This is a genomic window from Paracoccus sp. MC1862, assembly GCF_016617715.1.
In the GTDB taxonomy this organism is placed as follows: Bacteria; Pseudomonadota; Alphaproteobacteria; order Rhodobacterales; family Rhodobacteraceae; genus Paracoccus.
The window spans coordinates 1,349,311-1,367,967 of sequence record NZ_CP067225.1; the positions used below are offsets into that span (position 1 = coordinate 1,349,311).

Below are 18,657 nucleotides of genomic sequence, written 5' to 3' on the forward strand. Positions count from 1 at the left end.
TCTGCGAAGGATAAATGAGTTTTCATATTCTTTCGGGGAAGTTCAAGCTGGCGCAAAGCCATGCCAACAAAGGTCGCCCCCATGTCGCTGGACCAGCCTGTCGCCGAACTGCTCGACGCCGCCGCCCGCCCGCTGGAGGACGCGCGTGCCATGCCGCCTTCGGTCTATACCAGCCCCGCCTTCCTGCAGCGCGAGATCGAGACGATCTTTTCCAAGGAATGGATCTGCGTCGGGCGGTCGGATGGGCTGGCGAACCCCGGCGATTACGTCACCTGCGACCTCGCCGGCCAGCCGGTCATGGTCATCCGCGACCGCGAGGGTCAGGTCCGCGCCTTTTCCAACGTCTGCCTGCACCGGATGTCCACGCTGCTGGAAGGCTCGGGCAACGCCCGCGTCATCGTCTGCCCCTATCACGCCTGGACCTACGGGCTGGACGGCAAGCTGCGCGGGGCGCCGTTCATGGCCCAGACCACCGGCTTCTGCAAGCACGACTATGGCCTGCCCAGCATCCGCTGCGAGGAATGGCTGGGCTGGGTCTACATCACGCTGGACAACGACCGCCCCAGCGTCGCGTCCGAACTGGGCGAACTGGAGCGGCTGATCGCGCCCTACGGGATGGAGAACTACGTCCAGTGCTTCCGCGAAACCCATGTCTGGGACACCAACTGGAAGGTGCTGGCCGAGAACTTCATGGAAAGTTACCACCTGCCGGTCTGCCATGCCGACACCGTGGGCGGCCATTCCAGGCTTGAAGAGATGGAGTGCCCGCCAGGCCTGCGCGCCTTCAACTATCACTGGATCACCAAGGAAGCCTCGCTGGCGATCGGTAACGCCCATCCCGACAACACCCGGCTGGACGGCCACTGGCGCAAGACCACGGCGCTGATCACGCTGTATCCCAGCCATCTGATCACCCTGACGCCGGGCTATTTCTGGTATCTGTCGCTGCATCCCAAGGGCACGGGGCAGGTCGCCATCACCTTCGGCGGCGGACTGTCGCCCGAGTTCATGAAAGACCCCAAGGCGCCGGAATACATCGCCAGCCTCAAGGCGCTGCTGGACGAGGTGAACCTGGAAGACCGGGGCTGCACCGAAAAGGTCTTCCGCGGCCTGTCCGCCCAGATGGCGCGGCCGGGGCACCTGTCCTATCTGGAACGGCCGATCTACGACTTCATGCAGTATATCGCCGAGCGCACCGCGAGCTTCGAGCGCAGCCTTGCGCTGGCGGCCGAGTAAGCCCGGCCGCATCGCCCCGGCGACCGGGCGGCGCCGGACCACGACCGGCCGGGACATCCGCCGCCCCTGCTGATTCGCCCGGCTTTTGCCTGCACCGGGGCGGTTCCCCGTGGGACCGTTCCCGGACTGCCTGCCTTTCGGGCAGTCCCGCCTTCGCCCTGGCGTCCTGCACGCCACTGCGCCAATTGCAGGACCACAGGCGCAGCTTAGTTTTCCCCGAAGCAAGGCTGCGGAAAACGCTTATTTACCCCTGGGCCCCAGAGTTCGGATGATCCGGGAATGGCCGGGCGGACAGCATGACCGCCTGCCCGCCCATGGCCGTCATCCTCAAGACCCGGATACGCGCCGCGACATGGGTCGAACAAGCAGACCAAGGACAGGGACCAAGGAATGAAGCAACTGATGGTTCAGGCGACCGCGCTCTGCGCGCTGGCACTTCCGGCCCATGCCGACCTGACGGTGATGAGCTGGGGCGGCGCCTACGAGAAAAGCCAGGTCGAGGCCTACAACAAGCCCTTTACCGCGGAAACGGGAATCGCCGTCAACATGACCTCGGCCGACAACCCGGCGGGACCGATCAAGTCGATGGTGGACGCAGGCAACGTCACCATCGACGTGGTGGACCTTGAATATACCGACGCCGTGCGCCTCTGCGACGAGGGCGTGCTGGAAGAGATCGACCATTCCACCCTGCCCCCCGCGCCTGACGGCACCCCCGCGGCCGAGGACTTCCTGCCCAACGCCCTGACGGATTGCGCCGTCGCCTCGATGGTCTTCGCGACCGTCTACGGCTTCGACACGACCAAGTTCACGGACGAGCAGCCCTCGACCATCGCCGACCTGTTCGATGCAGAGAAGTTCCCCGGCAAGCGCGGGCTGCGCAAGGGGCCGAAGATCAACCTTGAAATCGCGCTGATGGCCGATGGCGTGCCGGCGGCCGAGGTTTACGACGTGCTGGCAACCCCCGAGGGCATCGACCGCGCCTTTGCCAAGCTCGACACGATCAAGCCCCATGTCGTCTGGTGGGAGGCCGGCTCGCAGCCGCCGCAGCTTCTGGCAGATGGCGAGGTCGCCATGACCACCGCCTACAACGGCCGGCTGTTCTCGGCCATCGCCGCCGAGAACAAGCCCTTCAAGATCGTCTGGGACGGGCAGGTGCAGGAATACGAACTGTTCGCGGTGCCGAAGGGGACGCCGAACCGGGACGCCGCGATGGACTATATCCGCTTTGCCACCGGCACCCAGCGGCTGGCGGACCAGACGAAATGGATCGCCTATGGCCCGGCCCGCAAGTCGTCGATCCCGCTGGTCGGCACCTTCGAGGATGGCACCACCGAGATGAAGCCGTTTCTGCCCACCAACCAGGACAACATGGCGAATGCACTGCAGTCGTCCCATGACTTCTGGGTGGACCGCGAGACCGAGATCACCGAGCGCTTCACCACCTGGCTGTCGCGATAAGCCCTGCGCGGCCGGTGACGCGCCGGCCGCTCACGCATCCTCGGGCATGGGGCCGCCGCCGGACAGGCGGTGGCTGTTGCGCCGGACCCATTCGCTGGCGCTGGCAAGGAAGGTCCGGTGCAACTGGCTGCGTTCCACCGCCGTGCTGACCAGCATCCCCATCTTCATCGCCCGCGCCTTGCCCGCCAGCGGCAGAAAGCGCAGCGGGCGCCCGTCGGGGGCCACGTCGTTCAGGGGCCGCAGGTTGACGATGGAATAGCCGAAGCCGTTGGCGACGAGGCTGCGCAGCACCGCCATGTCCCGCGTCCGTTCCGTGATGTTCGGGCGCAGGCCCCGGTCGGCGAAGAAGGACAGGAAGTAGTCGGCGCTCAGCGGCAGGTCCAGCAGCACCATCCGGTGCGGGGCCAGTTCCTCGACCGAGACCTCGGGCTGGTGGGCCAGAGGGTGATCCTCGCTCATCGCGACCAGCGGCGGCAGCTCCATCATCGGGAAGAAGCGCAGGTCGGCGGGCAGGTCCAGGTCATAGGTCAGCGCGACGTCGATCTTCGCCTGCCGCAGCAGGCTGAACAGTTCCGCCTGATCGGCCTCGACCTGCGAAATGCGGACCTCGGGGTATTCCTCGGCAAAGCTGCGCCGCAGCGCCGGCAGGACGGCATGGGCGAAGGTGGTCATGCAGCCGATCGCCAGCGGCCAGCGGATCGAGCCGGACAACTCGCGCGCAAGGTCGCGCAGCGCCGCCGCCTCGCGCAGCACCATGCGGGCGTGTTCCAGCAGCTTGCGCCCGGCCAGCGTCGGCGTCAGCCCCTGCGCATGGTGGCGGACGAACAACTGGACGCCCAGTTCCTCTTCCAGATGCGAGACCCCGGCCGAGATCGAGGGCGGCGAGACGTTCACCTGCTGGGCCGCCGCGGCGATGCTGCCCGCCTCGCCCACCGCCACCAGGTATTCCAGTTGCCGCAAGGTATAGCGAACGGGCATTTTCCTCGGGTCTTTCAGGCGCAGGGGACCGCGGCGACGGCCACGGCCCGGCACGCTAAGTCAAAGACCAGAGCCGGACAAGGCGCTCCTGCGCCCGCTATTCGTCGCCCGGCACCCCGTAGGAGGGTGCCGCGCGGGGATCGAGCGCGCGCTGGACATAAGCATCAAGCTGGGGCTTGTAGACCTCCCATGCCGCGGCGACGGCCTCGATGGGGCAGGTGTCGGTCCAGTCGCAGCGCAGGTCGGCGACCGGCCAACTGACCCTGTCCACGATCTTCATGCCGGCGGAATGGACCGGCCCGGCCTCGCCCCCCGCCGCAAGCCCCGCGCGCATCGCCGCGATCAGCCTGTCGCCCAGGTGGCCGGTCGAGGACAGGAACCCGTCCACGATGGCCTGCGGCACGCCGTCATCGGCCAGCAGGTTGCCGCCCGAGGCGACGTTTTCGGCCTGCGCCTGCGTCCAGATGCCCAGCGAGTTCGGCCCCGAATGAATGGCCGTCCGCCCGTTCCGGTCCACCGCCAGCACCTGCCGGTATTCGATGAACCGGCCCCGGCGCCGCACCTCGGCAATCGCGTCCTCGGCGGAAAGACCGCCTTCCATCAGATCCAGCGCCATCGGCCCCAGCGTCGGATCGGTGACGTTCTGCGAGGCGACCGCCCCCACCCCGGCGCGGGCATAGGAACAGCGCGCCGCGACGGCGGGCGAGGAGGACGAGATGGCGACGCCGAACATCCCCGTCCCGGCGCAGCGGGCGACAAGCGAGAAGGTCATCGGCTCACTCCGGGATCACGGCGGTGGCGTCGATCTCGACCAGCCACTCGGGGCGGGCCAAGGCCGAGACCACCAGCCCGGTCGAGACCGGATGCACGCCGCGGATATATTCGCCCATGGTGCGATAGACCGCCTCGCGGTGGCGAACATCGGTGATGTAGACGACGACCTTGACCAGATGCTCCATCCGCCCGCCCGCTTCCTCGATCAACTGGCGGATGTTCTGCATGACCTTGTGGGTCTGCTCGGCCGGATCGTGGCTGTCGAGGTTCCGCGCATCGTCGAGGTTCTGCGGGCATTGCCCCCGCAGCCAGACGGTCCGGCCCCCCTGCGTCACCACCGCCTGGCAGAGATCGTTGTCCAGCTTCTGCTCGGGGTAGGTGTCGGCGGTGTTGAACTTGCGGATACGGGTGTGGGCCAAGGCGGTCTTCCTCGTGGTGCTGTGAAATCTCTGTGCTAGCCGGCGCGGCGCTGTCCGTCGGGCTGCTGCTGGGCCGCGCCCTGATGATAGTCGAGATACTTGCGCTGGATGCCGATCTGCTCGGCGATGTGCCTGGCGTCGTGCCAGACGCCCCAGATGAAGCTCGACCCCCGCCGCGACTGCCAGGGCAGGCCGAGGAAATAGATGCCCGGCTCGACCGAGACGCCGCGCTGGTGGATGGGGCGGCCGCGTTCGTCGAAGGCGTCGATCCTCATCCAGCCGTAATCGACCGAGAAGCCCGTGGCCCAGATGACCGTGGCGATTCCCGCCCCGGCCAGATCAAGTTCGCGGATCGGTCTGGCGATGCAGTCTGCATCCGGCCAGCGGCGCCGTGCCCCGGGGTCTTCCGGCAGGTCGAGGCCGTTGCGCCGGGCATAGTCGTCGGCCTCGTCCAGCAACCCGTCGTGATTGGCGTCGCCGTTGTTCAGGTTCGTCACCAGATCGTCCGCAAAGACCAGCCTGCCGTCCGCATAGCCTTCTGTCCGGCCCACGAGGATCATGCCCTCCTGCGCCAGACGGCGGAAGTCGATGGTCTCGCCGCCCCGCGCGCCGCTGACGGCGATGGTGACATGCTCGGTCCCCGGTTTCGGCGCGGCCATGTCCCACTTGCCCAGCACCCCCAGCCACCAGCAGAAGTCGCGCCCGCGATAGCTGCGCGGCGGGCGGTCATGCGGGCCCACGGACAGATAGACCTTGCGTCCCGCGCGGCGCAGTTCGTCCGCGATCTGCACGCCGGACGAGCCTGCCCCCACGATCAGCACCGCGCCCGGCGCAAGCTGGCCGGGGTTGCGGTAGTCGCTGGAATGAATCTGCGCCACGCCTGCGTCGGCGGGGATCACGGGCGGAATGACCGGCTTCTGGAACGGGCCGGTTGCGGCGACGACACGCTGCGCCTCGAACGTCCCCTGCGAGGTCTCGACCCGGAAGCCGGGGCGTCCGTCCAGCCGCTCGACCGATCGCACCTCGACGCCGGTGCGGACGGGGGCGCGGAACCTGCGGGCATAGGCTTCCAGATAGGCCGCCACCACCTCCTTGTGCGGGAAGTCGTCGGGGCCGGTTCCGGGATCGACCTCGTCGAAGGTCATGCCGGGAAAGCGGTCGTGCCAGGCAGGCCCGTTCGCGACCAGCGAGTCCCACCGCCCCGAGCGCCAGCGTTCCGCGATCCGGTCCCGTTCCAGCACCAGATGCGGCACTCCGTCCCGCGTCAGATGCTCGCTCATCGCGAGCCCTGCCTGCCCGGCGCCGATCACAAGCGTGTCTGTCGTCTCAACCGGCATCCCTGCGTCCTTCATGGCCCCAAAGGATGTAACCGCGCGATGCACAGGCCGAAAACCACGATCTGGCGTCGCATTGGTTAGGCTGTTCCTAAGGCGGCTTGCACTTCGACCCTTGCTGCGGAAGCAATGGCCCCTGCATCAGCCCGGAGCCTCCCATGCCCGTCCCCTCGACAGTCGAGATCCTGCGCGACCTGGTGTCTTTCCCGACGATCTCGCGCCAGTCGAACCTGGCGCTGCTGGATCACGTCGAAAACCTGCTGGTTCCCGCAGGCGCGCGGGTCGAGCGTTTCGCCCATCCCGACGGATCGCGGGCGAACCTGTGGGTGACGGTCGGCCCCGAGGGGCCGGGGGGCCTTGTCCTGTCCGGCCACACGGACGTTGTGCCGGTCACGGGCCAGAACTGGACGACCGATCCCTTCACGCTGACCGAGGTGGACGGACGGCTTCACGGGCGCGGCACGGCGGACATGAAGGGCTTTCTTGCCGCGGCGGTGCGCGCTGCGCTGATGGCGGCGGGGCGGGATCTTCGGGCGCCCCTGCACCTTGCCCTGTCCTACGACGAGGAGATCGGCTGCCTGGGCGTCCGCGGCATGATCGAGGCGCTGGCCGCCCGCCCCGACCGCCCCGCGCTCTGCCTCATCGGCGAGCCGACGGGCATGAGGATCGCCGCCGGCCACAAGGGCAAGGCCGCCTTCCGCGCCTGCTGCCACGGACGCGACGGCCATTCGGCGCTGGCCCCGCAGGCGCTGAACGCGCTGCATTTGGGTGCCGCGTTCATTGCCGCGCTTCAGGCCCGGCAAGAGGACATCGCCGGCAACGGCCCGCGCGATCCCGGCTACGACATCCCCTACACGACGATCCACGCCGGGATCATGACCGGCGGCACGGCGCTGAACATCGTCCCGAACCGCTGCGAGATCGACTTCGAGATCCGCAACATCGCCCAGGACGACCCTGATCCGATCCTCGCGAGGATCGAACAGGATGCGGCCGGGATCGTGGCGCCATACCGCGACAGCTTTCCCGAGGCCGCCATCGCCATAACCGCCGTGTCCCGTTATCCGGGCCTGAACGCCGCCAAGGATTCCCCCGCGATCCGGTTCCTGCGCCGGATCACGGGCGACAACGACCCGACGATCAAGGTCGCTTTCGGCACCGAGGCCGGGTTGTTCCATGACGGCCTGCAGATCCCCACCGCCATCTGCGGGCCGGGCTTCATGGAGCAGGGCCACAAGCCCGACGAATTCGTCTCGCGCGAGCAGCTCAACCGGTGTGACATGATGCTGGAGCAAGCGGTCGAGGCGGTGGCCTCGGGCCTTGATGACCACATCTGACAGGCCCTTTCGCGAGGCGCCGGATCATCAAGGGCGGCGGGCGGACCGCACATGGGCGCACCGGCTCAGGCGTGAAAGCGGATTGTCTGGAGTGATCTGCACGTCGATGCCTTTGTTCGGCGAGGATCGCTCTGGAACCAGCCACTGCGTTCACATGAAGGCTGATACATCGCCCTGAAAGGTGAACCGGGACTGGAGCAAGGCTGTGACAAGGCCAATGGCCGTTGAAACTGCCGGGCGGCTTCCCACGGCAGCATCGGTTGACCTGCGGCAGAAGTATGCTGCGCTTGGAGCGCCTGGTCGGGACGCAGCATTTGAGGAGTTTCGGGAGGGGTTCTGCGGCCAGGCGCTCGACCGGGAAGCGGGCTGACCCTTCGCGGCCAGATGCCGGAAGCAGGGTGCAGGCACTGTCACCCCTTGCAATGCCCTTGGGCTTGGCATCACGTCGAAACGAAGGCGCTCACTCGGCTGGTGCGCGCATCACCGTGGTGAGATCGAATTTCACCTCGAAACCGACGCCGGCAGGTCGGACATACTGGCGGGATGCGACCCGGTTCATCACGACGCTGCCGACCGCCGCCATGCCATCCCGGCTGGAGCGGTTGGATTGGAAATACATGGCACGCTCCATGCATTTTGCACATGCCGCAGCCGGACAGGGCTGCCACTGCAATCGCCACCAAAGGAAGGTTCCAGGCGAGGCGACGGGATCCCATCGACGGCTGCTCTTCGGTTGAAATCGCTGCACCTTGTCCAAGGCGGCCGGGAACGGCAGGGCGTCGCCTTTCCCGTGGTGGCGGGATGTCGTTTGCGAGAGGCTCGGCCTTCAGGTTGCCTTCGGCAGTTCCCTTCGATGGGGGCACTGACCCTCCGCCCGATCATGCGGCTGCATTGCCCCTGCGGTTCAGCCGCAGGGCCGTGATCCCGGCCAGGATGATCAGGACCGAGCCGGTGACGGTCCACAGGTCCGGCCGCTCGCCGAAGACCATGATCCCGGCGATCATCGCGAAGACGAGGCGGGTATAGCGGAAGGGCGTGACGGCGCCGACCTCTCCGGTCCGCATGGCGATGGTCAGCGAGGTATAGGCGCCGATCCCCGCCACCGAGGCGGCCACGAGACCCAACCATGTGGCCGCATCGGGCCGGACCGGCGCCGGCCCGAAAGGCAGGGCGATCAGCCCCGCCACGATCAGCATCATGAAGCCCAGCACCCCGAGCTGCCGGAAGGACAGCGCGGGCGGCGCCGCACGGGTCGCGAGGTCACGCCCCGCGAAGCCCAGCATGGCAAGAACGGCCAGCACCGACAGCGACCCGAAGCCTTGCGCGCCGGGACGCAGGATCATCAGCACGCCGGCCAGCCCCACAGCGACCGCCAGCCAGCGCCGCGGCCCGATCCTTTCGCCGAAGATCACGATCGCGCCGACCATGACCACCAGCGGCGTCGCCTGCAGGATCGCCGAGGCGGTCGAAAGCGGCGTCAGCGCGATCGCCAGCATGAAGAACAGCCGCCCGACGATCTCGGACAATGAACGCAGGATCATCGCCGGCCGCAGCATGGCGCGGCTGACGGGCGGCTCGCCCGACCCTATCGCCCAGGCCGAAAATGCGATCACCCCGAAGACGCCGAAGGTCATCAGCACCTGCCCGACCGGCAGGCTGCCCGCGGCGAGCTTCAGCAGCGCATCCTCGACCGAAAAGCCCGCCATGGCGAGGCACATGAACAGGGCGCCCCGGCGGTTCCAGGCAGGACCAAGGCGGGATGACAGGGGCATGTCCATGAACTCGGTCCTTCAACTGTTCCCAAGCAGAGCCGGGCGGAACCCGCGCCGAAGGCAGGCCCCTGTCCGGGTGAACTGGCATCCCGCGCGGCACCTTGGCAATATGAGCCGTTATGGAGGATGATCGACCTTGACCGACGAGATACGGCTTTCCGAGGCCGAGACATACCGGCTTGCCCATGACTTCCTGACCTTTCACGGGTTGTCACAGGATCAGTCGGCGGCCATGGCAGGAATACTGACCAAGGCCCAGCGCGACGGGAGCCTTTCTCACGGGCTGCAACGCCTGCCCGGAACGCTCGAGACGATGGGCCATCCGGCCTTTGACCGCGAGGCCGTTGCCCTCGTCACCCCCGTCACGCCGGCAGTCGTCCGGGTGGACGCGGGCTTCGGCTTTTCCATATCCGCCGCCCTGGCCGGCCTGCCTGCCCTGATCGAGCGCGCGCGGGCGCTGGGCATCGCCATGCTGGCGGTCAACAACGGCTTTCACTCGACGGCGCTCTGGCCGGTGGTCGAGGAGATCGCCGAAAGCGGGCTTGTGGCGTTGTCGATGAACCCCACCCATGACTGGGTCGCCCCGGCCGGCGGCACGAGGCCGGTGCTGGGCACCAATCCGCTGGCCTTCGCCTGGCCGCGGGCCGGGAAGCCGCCCTATGTGTTCGACTTCGCCACCACGGCGGCCTCGCGCGCCGACATCGCCCTGCACCGGCAGGCGGGCAAGGCGATCTCCGAAGGCTGGGGCCTCGACCCCGAGGGGCGCCCGACGACGGACCCTGCCGAGGTGCTGTCCGGCGCAATGCTGCCCTTCGGCGGCCACAAGGGCTCGGCGCTCGCCACCATGATCGAGCTGATGGCAGGCCCCTTCATCGGCGACCGCACCAGCCGGCAGTCGGCCGAGTTCGATGCGGGTCAGAATGCCGCCCCTTGCCATGGCGAGCTGATCATCGCCTTCGATCCCGCGCTGCTGTCCACGCCTGACGATCTCGCCGCCGCCGAAAGCGTGCTGGACGCGATCGAGGACCAGGGCGCCCGCCTTCCCGGCAGCCGCCGCCATGCCGAGCGCGCCCGCAACCTGCGCGACGGCATCCCTGTCAGCCGGGCGCTGCACGAGCGGATTCGCGGGTTGATGGAAGGCTGACAACAGCCCTGCCAGCCGGACGCCCAGGGGCCGGGGAAGGTGCCCATGACTGCGGCGCCGACATCGCGCACATGGCTTGCCAACCTGAGCGTCCAGTCTGAACAACGAACTTCGGCGGTCTGGCATCCAAGTTCAAGAAGCCGAGGATGCAGCGGCACGTCGCAGACGTCACCTGCCTCGTGTTCCGTTTTCTGGCCCGCAACAATCAATCATGACGGACGCATGGCGCGGATCGTTTCAAGCCAAATCATGAAGGCGATCATGCCGGGCGTGGTGCGAGGCGGCAAGCTGCGCTGGCACAATCAGGTATCGCGCAACCTCCGCAGACTGCCCGGCCTGCCGCTCGGGCTTGGTGATCAGACGTCGGGGTTCGGCAACCGCCCCTGGCAGCAACCGCACGGCCCCGCTCCACTCGCCGCCGATGGGCTGTATCAGCCCTGTCCTGCCGATAATTGGTTGAAGCGCCTTCGGGACAGCAATCCGGGCGTAGAATCTTCCACCCGCGACCTTCGGATGACGGACTTGTCCGGTCATGTCGCAGCCCTTGTTCTGGCACCAGAAACGGCACAAGGCCCGGTGACGCAAGGGCTTTCAGAAATTGCCGAGAAAGCGATGGTGCTGCGAGAGAGGATTGAACTCTCGACCTCACCCTTACCAAGGGTGTGCTCTACCACTGAGCTACCGCAGCGCCGTGCGGGGCGATTTAGACCCAAGCTCTCGGGGGCGCAAGGGGGTAGTCGCGGAAATCCGCCATGATCCTGCGCGGCGGCTGCTGGACGGGACGGCCCCCGGCAATTAACAGGGCCGGATGAGCAAGGATCGCCCTTCCCATCCCGCAGACAGCCGCGAGGCCCGGCTGGGCGCGGCCTTGCGCGCCAACCTCGCGCGGCGCAAGGCGCAGGCGCGCAGCCGGGCTGCGGATGAACGGGACGACAGGTCGGACCCCGCAGGAGCCGGGGACAACGCAGAGACGGGGACGAACCCGCACAAGGGGCACGGGCAGGACTGATGGACACGATTCTGGTGCGCGGCAACGGGCCGCTGAACGGCGAGATTCCGATCGCGGGGGCGAAGAACGCCTGTCTCACGCTGATGCCTGCGACCCTGCTGACGGATGAGCCGCTGACGCTGACCAACGCGCCGCGGCTGTCCGACATCCGCACCATGACGGCGCTGCTGCGCTCGCTGGGGGCCGAGGTGGCCGGCCTGCAGGACGGGCAGGTCTTGGCGCTGTCCAGCCATGCGCTGACCAGCCATACCGCCGATTATGACATCGTGCGGAAGATGCGGGCCTCGATCCTGGTGCTGGGGCCGATGCTGGCGCGGGATGGCCACGCGGTCGTCTCGCTGCCGGGCGGCTGCGCCATCGGGGCGCGGCCGGTGGACCTGCACCTGCGCGCGTTGCAGGCGATGGGGGCGGATCTGGACCTGCGCGACGGCTATGTCCACGCCAAGGCGCCGGCGGGCGGCTTGAAGGGCGCGGTGATCGACTTTCCGCTGGTGTCCGTGGGCGCGACCGAGAACGCGCTGATGGCGGCGACTCTGGCACGGGGCACGACGGTCCTGAACAACGCGGCGCGCGAGCCGGAGATCGTCGATCTCGCCCGCTGCCTGCGGCGGATGGGGGCCGAGATCGAGGGCGAGGGCACCTCCACCATCACCGTGCAGGGCGTGAAGCGTCTGGGGGGCGCGACCCATCCCGTCGTGACCGACCGGATCGAGTTGGGAACGTATATGCTCGCGCCGGCGATCTGCGGCGGCGAGGTGACCTGCCTCGGCGGCAGGATCGAACTTGTGCAGGCCTTCTGCGAAAAGCTGGACGAGGCCGGGATCAGCGTGACCGAATCCGAGCGTGGGCTGACCGTGAGCCGCCGGAACGGGCGGGTCAACGCGGTCGATGTCGTGACCGAGCCTTTCCCCGGCTTCCCCACCGACCTGCAGGCGCAGATGATGGCGCTGCTTTGCACGGCGGATGGCGTCAGCGTGCTGGAGGAGACGATCTTCGAGAACCGCTTCATGCACGCCCCCGAACTGGCCCGCATGGGCGCGCGGATCGAGGTCCATGGGGGGCACGCCCGCGTGACCGGCGTGGAAAAGCTGCGGGGCGCGCCGGTGATGGCGACGGACCTGCGGGCAAGCGTCAGCCTGATCCTCGCGGGGCTGGCGGCGGAAGGCGAGACGGTGGTCAACCGCGTCTACCATCTGGATCGCGGCTATGAGAAGGTCGTGGGCAAGCTGCGCGCCGTGGGCGCGGATATCGAACGGATCAAGGAGCAGCCAGCCCATGACTGACGCCAGCTACGCCGACGCCGATCCCGCAGGCCCTGTCGCCATCCGGGCCGAGGACGCCGACGACCTGCGCATCCTTGCCACGCTGGTGCAGGACGCGGTGCTGACGGTCGGCGACATGGCGCATGACGGGAAGGCGCGGCGCTTCAGCCTGCTGCTGACCCGCTTCCGCTGGGAGGATGCCGAGGCCGCGCGGCGCGAGGGGCGGCCCTTCGAGCGGGTGCGCTCGCTTCTGGTGATCTCGGACGTGCTGCGGGTGCGGCATGATGGCATCGACCGGGGCGATCCGGGCACGGTGATGTCACTGCTGGACGTGGCCTGGACGTCGGGCGAGGACGGCACCGGGGTCGTGACGCTGAGTTTCGCGGGCGACGGGACCATCGCCATCGACGCCGAGTGCCTGTGCGTCGATCTGCGCGACGTGACCCGGCCGCATCGGGCGGTCTCGGGCGAGATGCCGCGGCACGAGTGAAGGAAGGGGCTTCGCCCCTCGCCGCCGCTGGCGGCTCACCCCAGGGTATTCGGGCCAGAAAGAAGTCGCGGGCATCGGCTTGAGAGCCGGGGCGCGGGACGGTAATTGGCGGGCCAAGCCGCCGAAAGGACTGACCATGCCCGTCTTCCTGTCCACCACCGACGCCGATTTCGAGGCGCGCTTCGCCGCCATGCTGTCGGCCAAGCGCGAGGATGCCGCCGATGTGGGCGACGCCGTGGCCGCGATCATCGCGGATGTGCGGGCGCGGGGGGATGCGGCGCTGGTCGAACTGACCGCGCGCTTCGACAGGCTGGAGCTGACGGCCGAAGGGCTGCGGTTTTCCCCGGCCGAGATCGAGGCGGCGGCGGCGCAGGTGTCATCCGAGGATCGCGCGGCGCTGGAACTCGCGGCCGGGCGCATCCGCGACTATCACGCGCGGCAGGTGCCCGAGGACGCGATGTGGACCGACGGGGCGGGCGCGCGGCTGGGCTGGCGCTGGACGCCTGTTTCGTCGGCGGGGCTGTATGTGCCGGGAGGGCAGGCAAGCTATCCCTCCTCGGTGCTGATGAATGCGATTCCTGCACAGGCGGCGGGGGTCGAGCGGCTGGTGGTCTGCGTGCCGACACCGCGGGGCGAGGTGAATCCGCTGGTGCTGCTGGCCTGCCGGTTGGCCGGGGTGGACGAAATCTACCGCATCGGCGGGGCGCAGGCGATCGCGGCGCTGGCCTATGGGACCGAGACGATCCGTCCGGTGGACAAGATCACCGGGCCGGGGAACGCTTATGTCGCAGCGGCCAAGCGGCAGGTCTTCGGCCGCGTCGGCATCGACAGCATCGCCGGGCCGTCCGAGGTGCTGGTGATCGCGAAAGGGGCGCAGAACCCGGAATGGCTGGCGCTGGACCTGCTGGCGCAGGCGGAACATGACGCGGACGCGCAGGCGATCCTGATCTCGCCGGACCCCTCGCTGGCGCAGGCCGTCGCAGCCGAGGTCGAGCGGCTGCTGCCCACCCTTCCCCGCGCCGCCATCGCCGGCGCAAGCTGGCGCGACCACGGCACGGTGATCGTGACCCGCGATCTGGCCGAGGCGGCGGCGCTGTCAGACCGTATAGCCCCCGAGCATCTGGAGCTTTGCGTGGACGATCCGGACGCACTGGCCGCTCAGGTCAACCACGCCGGCGCCATCTTCCTGGGCGGCTGGACGCCCGAGGCGGCGGGCGATTATGTCAGCGGGCCGAACCACGTCCTGCCGACCGCCCGCTCGGCGCGGTTTTCTTCGGGGCTGTCGGTGATGGATTTTCTCAAGCGCACGACGCTGTCGCGGCTGGACCCCGGCTCGCTGTCGGCCATCGGGCCGGCGGCGGTCCGGCTGGCCCTGTCCGAGGGGCTTTCCGCCCATGCCCGTTCCATCGAGGCGCGGCTGGCCACGCTGAACCGGGGCTGACGTGTTTCCCGCTTGAATGATCCCGCGCTTGCCGTGATCTTGGCACCCGCCCACAGGGGCAGCGCAGCAAGGGGCACGCCCGATGACAACCGATCGCCTGATCCGCGTCGAGATCGACGATTCCGCCCTGCCCCCTGCCACACCCGAGATGGAGCAGGAGCGTCGTGTCGCTATCTTCGACCTGCTGGAAGACAACAGCCTCGCCCTGCCCGGCCGCCCCGACCAGCCCGCGCCGGATGGCCCCTATGCGCTGCTGCTGGCGGTGCGCGACCGGCGGCTGGTGTTCGAGCTGTCCTCGGAAGCCGGCGAAAGGCTGGCCGAGTTCCACCTGGCGATGGGTCCCTTGCGGCAGGTGGTGAAGGATTATTTCCAGATCTGCGAAAGCTATTTCGACGCGGTCAAGCGCCTTCCGCCCGCGCAGATCGAGGCCATCGACATGGCCCGGCGCGGCATCCACAACGAAGGCGCGCGCACCCTGCAGGAACGGCTCGACGGCAAGGCCAGGGTGGACATCGACACCTCGCGCCGACTGTTCACCCTGATCTGCGCGCTGGTGGCGGAATAACCCCCGTGGAGGCCAAGACAGGTATCCCGAACTCGGTCCTGTTCTGCTGCGATCACAATGCCATCCGCTCGCCCATGGCCGAGGGGATGATGAAGAAGTTCTATGGGCGCCAGGCCTATGTGCAGTCGGCGGGCGTTCACAACGACATGGAGATCGACGGCTTCGCCATCACCGTCTGCCACGAGATCGGGATCGAGCTGTCACGCCACCGCACCCGCAGCTTCGAGGACATGCGCGACTGGGGCGACGACCTCGGGCAGTTCGACCTGATCGTGGCGCTGTCGCCCGCCAGCAAGCACCAGTCGCTGGAACTGACGCGGCATTTCCATCTGGACGTGGAATACTGGCCGATCATGGACCCCTCGGGGATCACCGAGGCGCGCGAGGCGAAGCTGGCGCTTTACCGCCAGTCGCGGGACCAGATCATGGCCCGTATGCTTGGCCGCTTCGGCGAGCCGATCGAGTCCGAGGGCAGTGAGTCGCTGCGCGCTGCCATGCCGGACCGCTGACCTCTCCCTTCAATCTTCCTTGCCGGAACCCCCCGCGAGTGAGCCAAGGGGAAAAGCCCCGTGGCCACGCTCAGGGTCTCCAGTCGAGGAAATTGCCGAGGATGCGAAGGCCCAGCGCCTGCGACTTCTCGGGGTGGAACTGCAGGCCCAGGATGTTGTCGCGGCCCACCGCTGCCGTAACGGGGCCGCCGTAATCGACCGAGGCGACCAGGTCCTCGGGGCGCTCGGTGACGAAATGCCAGCCGTGGACGAAATAGGCGTGGCCGCCCGAAGGCACGCCGTCCAACACCGGATGCGGGCGGTGGAGGATCAGGTCGTTCCAGCCCATGTGGGGCACCTTCAGGCGGGGGTCCGAAGGGGCGATCCGTTCCACCCGGCCGGCGATCCAGCCGAAGCCCGGGGTCGGGCGGTATTCCAGCCCCTCGTCCGCCAGCATCTGCATTCCGACGCAGATGCCCAGAAAGGGGACGCCGCGCTGCGTCACGGCCCGCTCCAGCGCCTCGTGCAGGCCGGGGACGGCGTCGAAGGCCGCCCGGCAGGCGGGAAAGGCGCCGTCGCCCGGCAGGATGATCCGGTCGGCGCGGGCGATCACCTCGGGGTCGGACGTGACCTGAACCTCGGCGCCGCGTTTCGCGCCGACCAGCGCCACCGCCTTGGCCGCCGAATGAAGGTTGCCGCTTTCATAGTCGATCAGGGCCACGCGCATCTTAAAGCGCCCCCTTGGTCGAGGGCAGCTCGTCCCCCATGCGCGGGTCCGGCTCGACCGCTTCGCGCAGGGCACGGGCCACGGCCTTGAAGGTGGCCTCGGCGATGTGATGCGCGTTCAGCCCGTGCAGCCGGTCCACATGCAGGGTGATGCCGCCATGGGTGGACAGCGCCTGGAAGAACTCGCGCACCAGTTCGGTGTCGAAGCTGCCGATCTTCTGCGCCGAGAAGGGCACGTTCCAGACAAGGAAGGGCCGCCCGGACAGGTCCAGCGCCGCGCGGATCAGGGCGTCGTCCATCGCCAGGTGGAAGCTGCCGTAGCGGCGGATGCCGCGCTTGGTGCCCAGCGCCTGTCCCAGCGCCTGCCCCAGCGCGATGCCGCAATCCTCGACCGTGTGATGGTCGTCGATATGCAGGTCGCCCGTGGCCTGCAGGTCGATGTCGATCAGCGAATGGCGGGCCAACTGGTCGATCATGTGGTCGAAGAAGCCCACGCCTGTCCGGCTGCGGGACCGGCCGCGCCCGTCCAGATCAACAGTCACCGTGATGTCGGTTTCTGCCGTCTTGCGGGCAACGGTGGCGCGGCGGGAGATGTCTGTATCGGGCATGGTCGGCTCCTTGTCGAAGGACGGCTCGGCTTAGCGCAAGAGGATGCGGGGGTGCAACGGCAGGACCGCAGCGGGCGCTGCCCCCGCCGCGTCGGGACCGCGCCGCGGCGGGGGCCTTCCTCCCTGAAAACAACCCGCCGGATGGTCCGGGCGCTCGGAAGCCCGGGATATTTGCAACCGTTCGAAACCCCGGTCAGTCGAACCAGAGTTCGGCCTGCTTCAGCCGCCTGCGGATGCCGCGTTCCGGGGCGAGCGGCGGAGTGTCCGTGAACATCGGCCGGATCTTGCGACGGCCGGTGCCATCGCCGATCAACCGCTCGGCCGCTTGCCAGCCCGACAGCAGGGGCGCGATCCCGGGCATGGCGGCGATGGCCTCGAACTCGTCGATGGCGCGCTGGGGTCCACGGGCGTAAAGCAGGGGCAGGTTGCGATAATGCCAGGTCACTTCGCCGTCCAGTCCGGCCAGTTCCGGGCCGGGGCGGCCGCCGCCGAAGCTGTGGATCACCAGCGGCAGCACCGCCTGGTCGAGCCAAGGGTCCAGCGACTGGCAGGCCAGCGCCTCGCCCGGATCGTCGCGGACGGCCACCGCCCAGTCGCGGAAACGGCGGCCGAATTCGGGACCGTCCGCGCCGAAGAACCAGCCGGCGTTGAAGTAAAGGAACCGCTCCCAATGCTCATCGGGCTGGGTCAGGTCCAGCGCGCCGTCCATGTCCAGCCCGAAACGGTCGTAAAGCGAGCGCCAGATCGAGGCGTAGGTCTGGCGATAGGCCGGGGGCTGGGGCCAGCTTCCCTCGCGCCGCATCGAGGCCGAAGGCCGGGCGAAATCAAAGGGCAGCGCGCCGATGTCGCCGAGGATCAGCGTGTCGCTGTCGAGAAACAGGAAGGGCCGGCCGGGGTCTAGCAGCGCCAGCGCCTCGATCTTGTTGCCGTAAGGGTAGCTGCGGCCGAAGTCGCGGGCGATCAGCGGGCGGATGTCGGCACCAAGGGCGTCAAGCGCGGCGCGGGCCTCGGCCGACATGCGCGGGTCGGTGCCGGACCACGCGCCTTCCGGCTGCGGTTCGGCGACAATCAGGCGGCCGCGGAAACCCGGCGCGTTGCGGCGCAGGCTGGCGGCAAGGATCGCGGCCTGCCGGTCGATCCCTCCGCCTTGTGCGACGATGAGGATGTCGAACTCGGGCGTGACAGGGCTGGCGTCGGCACTTTCAAGGGCGGTGTCCGGCGGAGGCGTCGCAGCGGCCTTGCGGTCCTTGTCCGCGGGCTTCGTGCGCGCGGCGCGTTCCGCCTGCCGCTCGACCCGCACCGCCTCGCGTTCGGCGATGCGCCGGGCCTTGCGGGCCTCGCGTTCGGCCTGGCGGCTGTTGCGATCGGTGCTGTCCGTCATCTGCATCCCCTTTTGTGGCGATCAGCGGCCACCATCTGCCCGGCCTGAAAAGGGAGAATGGTGGGCGACCCTGGAATCGAACCAGGCATGGGTCTCCCCGGCGGAGTTACAGTCCGCTGCATGTGATTACCACATACTTCTAAGTTCTTGCTGTAAGCAGACATTCGATTGATTCCTTAGAGAATCCTGTTCTAAGTGTCCGTCACTAGTCGCCGGAACTTCTACCTCTGGT

General features: G+C 68.2%; 19 protein-coding genes, 1 tRNA gene and 1 pseudogene. 10 read left to right on the forward strand and 11 right to left on the reverse strand.

Annotation, left to right across the window (positions count from 1 at the left end; translation table 11 throughout):
- The first annotated feature begins 81 nt into the window (after positions 1-81).
- Together JGR78_RS06785 and JGR78_RS06790 are read left to right on the forward strand one after the other, a co-directional pair.
- Positions 82-1,236: an aromatic ring-hydroxylating dioxygenase subunit alpha gene (locus tag JGR78_RS06785; protein WP_182791184.1), complete on the forward strand. Its 1,155-nt coding sequence runs from the start codon at positions 82-84 to the stop codon at positions 1,234-1,236.
- 390 nt (positions 1,237-1,626) lie between these two features.
- Positions 1,627-2,697: an ABC transporter substrate-binding protein gene (locus JGR78_RS06790; RefSeq protein ID WP_182791183.1), complete on the forward strand. Its 1,071-nt coding sequence runs from the start codon at positions 1,627-1,629 to the stop codon at positions 2,695-2,697.
- A 30-nt stretch (positions 2,698-2,727) separates the two neighbouring features.
- Here the strand turns inward: JGR78_RS06790 and JGR78_RS06795 are convergent, their stop codons facing one another.
- From JGR78_RS06795 to JGR78_RS06810, 4 genes are all read right to left on the reverse strand, one after another.
- Positions 2,728-3,675, reverse strand: a complete 948-nt coding sequence (locus JGR78_RS06795; RefSeq protein WP_182791182.1) for a LysR family transcriptional regulator — start codon at positions 3,673-3,675, stop codon at positions 2,728-2,730.
- A 97-nt stretch (positions 3,676-3,772) separates the two neighbouring features.
- Positions 3,773-4,447: a DUF1028 domain-containing protein gene (locus tag JGR78_RS06800; protein ID WP_182791181.1), complete on the reverse strand. Its 675-nt coding sequence runs from the start codon at positions 4,445-4,447 to the stop codon at positions 3,773-3,775.
- 4 nt (positions 4,448-4,451) lie between these two features.
- Positions 4,452-4,868 (reverse strand): RidA family protein, encoded by a 417-nt coding sequence (locus JGR78_RS06805; protein ID WP_182791180.1) that lies wholly within the window; start codon positions 4,866-4,868, stop codon positions 4,452-4,454.
- Positions 4,869-4,903: 35 nt separating this feature from the next.
- Entirely contained in the window at positions 4,904-6,205 is a 1,302-nt protein-coding gene (locus tag JGR78_RS06810; protein ID WP_182791179.1) for an NAD(P)/FAD-dependent oxidoreductase, read from the reverse strand.
- A gap of 155 nt (positions 6,206-6,360) precedes the next feature.
- Between JGR78_RS06810 and argE the strand changes: the two genes are divergently transcribed.
- Positions 6,361-7,539 (forward strand): acetylornithine deacetylase, encoded by a 1,179-nt coding sequence (gene argE / locus JGR78_RS06815; protein ID WP_182791178.1) that lies wholly within the window; start codon positions 6,361-6,363, stop codon positions 7,537-7,539.
- A 532-nt stretch (positions 7,540-8,071) separates the two neighbouring features.
- Here argE and JGR78_RS18610 read toward each other — a convergent pair.
- Together JGR78_RS18610 and JGR78_RS06825 are read right to left on the reverse strand one after the other, a co-directional pair.
- Positions 8,072-8,170, reverse strand: a pseudogene (locus JGR78_RS18610) (cell wall hydrolase); the annotation flags it as partial.
- Positions 8,171-8,417: 247 nt separating this feature from the next.
- On the reverse strand, positions 8,418-9,317 hold the full coding sequence (locus JGR78_RS06825) for a DMT family transporter (protein WP_234450899.1): 900 nt from the start codon (positions 9,315-9,317) through the stop codon (positions 8,418-8,420).
- A 130-nt stretch (positions 9,318-9,447) separates the two neighbouring features.
- On the opposite strand from JGR78_RS06825, the gene JGR78_RS06830 reads away from it, so the two are divergent.
- Positions 9,448-10,455, forward strand: a complete 1,008-nt coding sequence (locus JGR78_RS06830) for an Ldh family oxidoreductase (protein WP_182803675.1) — start codon at positions 9,448-9,450, stop codon at positions 10,453-10,455.
- A 237-nt stretch (positions 10,456-10,692) separates the two neighbouring features.
- Here JGR78_RS06830 and JGR78_RS06835 read toward each other — a convergent pair whose 3' ends face one another.
- Complete coding sequence (locus tag JGR78_RS06835) at positions 10,693-10,989, reverse strand: hypothetical protein (protein ID WP_182791176.1); 297 nt, start codon at positions 10,987-10,989, stop codon at positions 10,693-10,695.
- A 79-nt stretch (positions 10,990-11,068) separates the two neighbouring features.
- Positions 11,069-11,143, reverse strand: a tRNA-Thr gene (locus JGR78_RS06840).
- Between the two features lie 120 nt (positions 11,144-11,263).
- On the opposite strand from JGR78_RS06840, the gene JGR78_RS06845 reads away from it, so the two are divergent.
- The 6 genes from JGR78_RS06845 (at position 11,264) to JGR78_RS06870 (ending at position 15,731) form a co-directional block, all read left to right on the forward strand.
- Complete coding sequence (locus JGR78_RS06845; protein WP_182791345.1) at positions 11,264-11,464, forward strand: hypothetical protein; 201 nt, start codon at positions 11,264-11,266, stop codon at positions 11,462-11,464.
- Entirely contained in the window at positions 11,464-12,747 is a 1,284-nt protein-coding gene (murA, locus tag JGR78_RS06850) for a UDP-N-acetylglucosamine 1-carboxyvinyltransferase (RefSeq protein ID WP_182803678.1), read from the forward strand. The genes JGR78_RS06845 and murA overlap by 1 nt, the downstream gene beginning before the upstream one ends.
- Positions 12,740-13,216, forward strand: a complete 477-nt coding sequence (locus tag JGR78_RS06855) for a DUF2948 family protein (protein WP_182803680.1) — start codon at positions 12,740-12,742, stop codon at positions 13,214-13,216. Before murA ends, JGR78_RS06855 begins: the two co-directional genes overlap by 8 nt.
- A gap of 136 nt (positions 13,217-13,352) precedes the next feature.
- The gene (hisD, locus tag JGR78_RS06860; protein WP_182803682.1) at positions 13,353-14,657 is read left to right on the forward strand and encodes a histidinol dehydrogenase; all 1,305 of its coding nucleotides are present in this window, start codon (positions 13,353-13,355) and stop codon (positions 14,655-14,657) included.
- 82 nt (positions 14,658-14,739) lie between these two features.
- A complete protein-coding gene (locus JGR78_RS06865; RefSeq protein ID WP_182791172.1) occupies positions 14,740-15,222 on the forward strand; it encodes a UPF0262 family protein in 483 nt (160 codons plus the stop codon).
- A 5-nt stretch (positions 15,223-15,227) separates the two neighbouring features.
- Positions 15,228-15,731 (forward strand): low molecular weight phosphatase family protein, encoded by a 504-nt coding sequence (locus tag JGR78_RS06870; RefSeq protein WP_256435026.1) that lies wholly within the window; start codon positions 15,228-15,230, stop codon positions 15,729-15,731.
- A gap of 70 nt (positions 15,732-15,801) precedes the next feature.
- On the opposite strand, the gene hisH is transcribed toward JGR78_RS06870, so the two are convergent.
- From hisH to JGR78_RS06885, 3 genes are all read right to left on the reverse strand, one after another.
- Positions 15,802-16,437 carry an imidazole glycerol phosphate synthase subunit HisH gene (gene hisH / locus JGR78_RS06875; RefSeq protein ID WP_182803684.1) on the reverse strand — a complete coding sequence of 212 codons (636 nt, stop codon included), beginning with the start codon at positions 16,435-16,437 and terminating at the stop codon, positions 15,802-15,804.
- A 1-nt stretch (position 16,438) separates the two neighbouring features.
- Positions 16,439-17,044 carry an imidazoleglycerol-phosphate dehydratase HisB gene (hisB, locus tag JGR78_RS06880; protein WP_182803686.1) on the reverse strand — a complete coding sequence of 202 codons (606 nt, stop codon included), beginning with the start codon at positions 17,042-17,044 and terminating at the stop codon, positions 16,439-16,441.
- Between the two features lie 193 nt (positions 17,045-17,237).
- Positions 17,238-18,425: a hypothetical protein gene (locus tag JGR78_RS06885; protein ID WP_234450900.1), complete on the reverse strand. Its 1,188-nt coding sequence runs from the start codon at positions 18,423-18,425 to the stop codon at positions 17,238-17,240.
- Positions 18,426-18,657 lie beyond the last annotated feature (232 nt).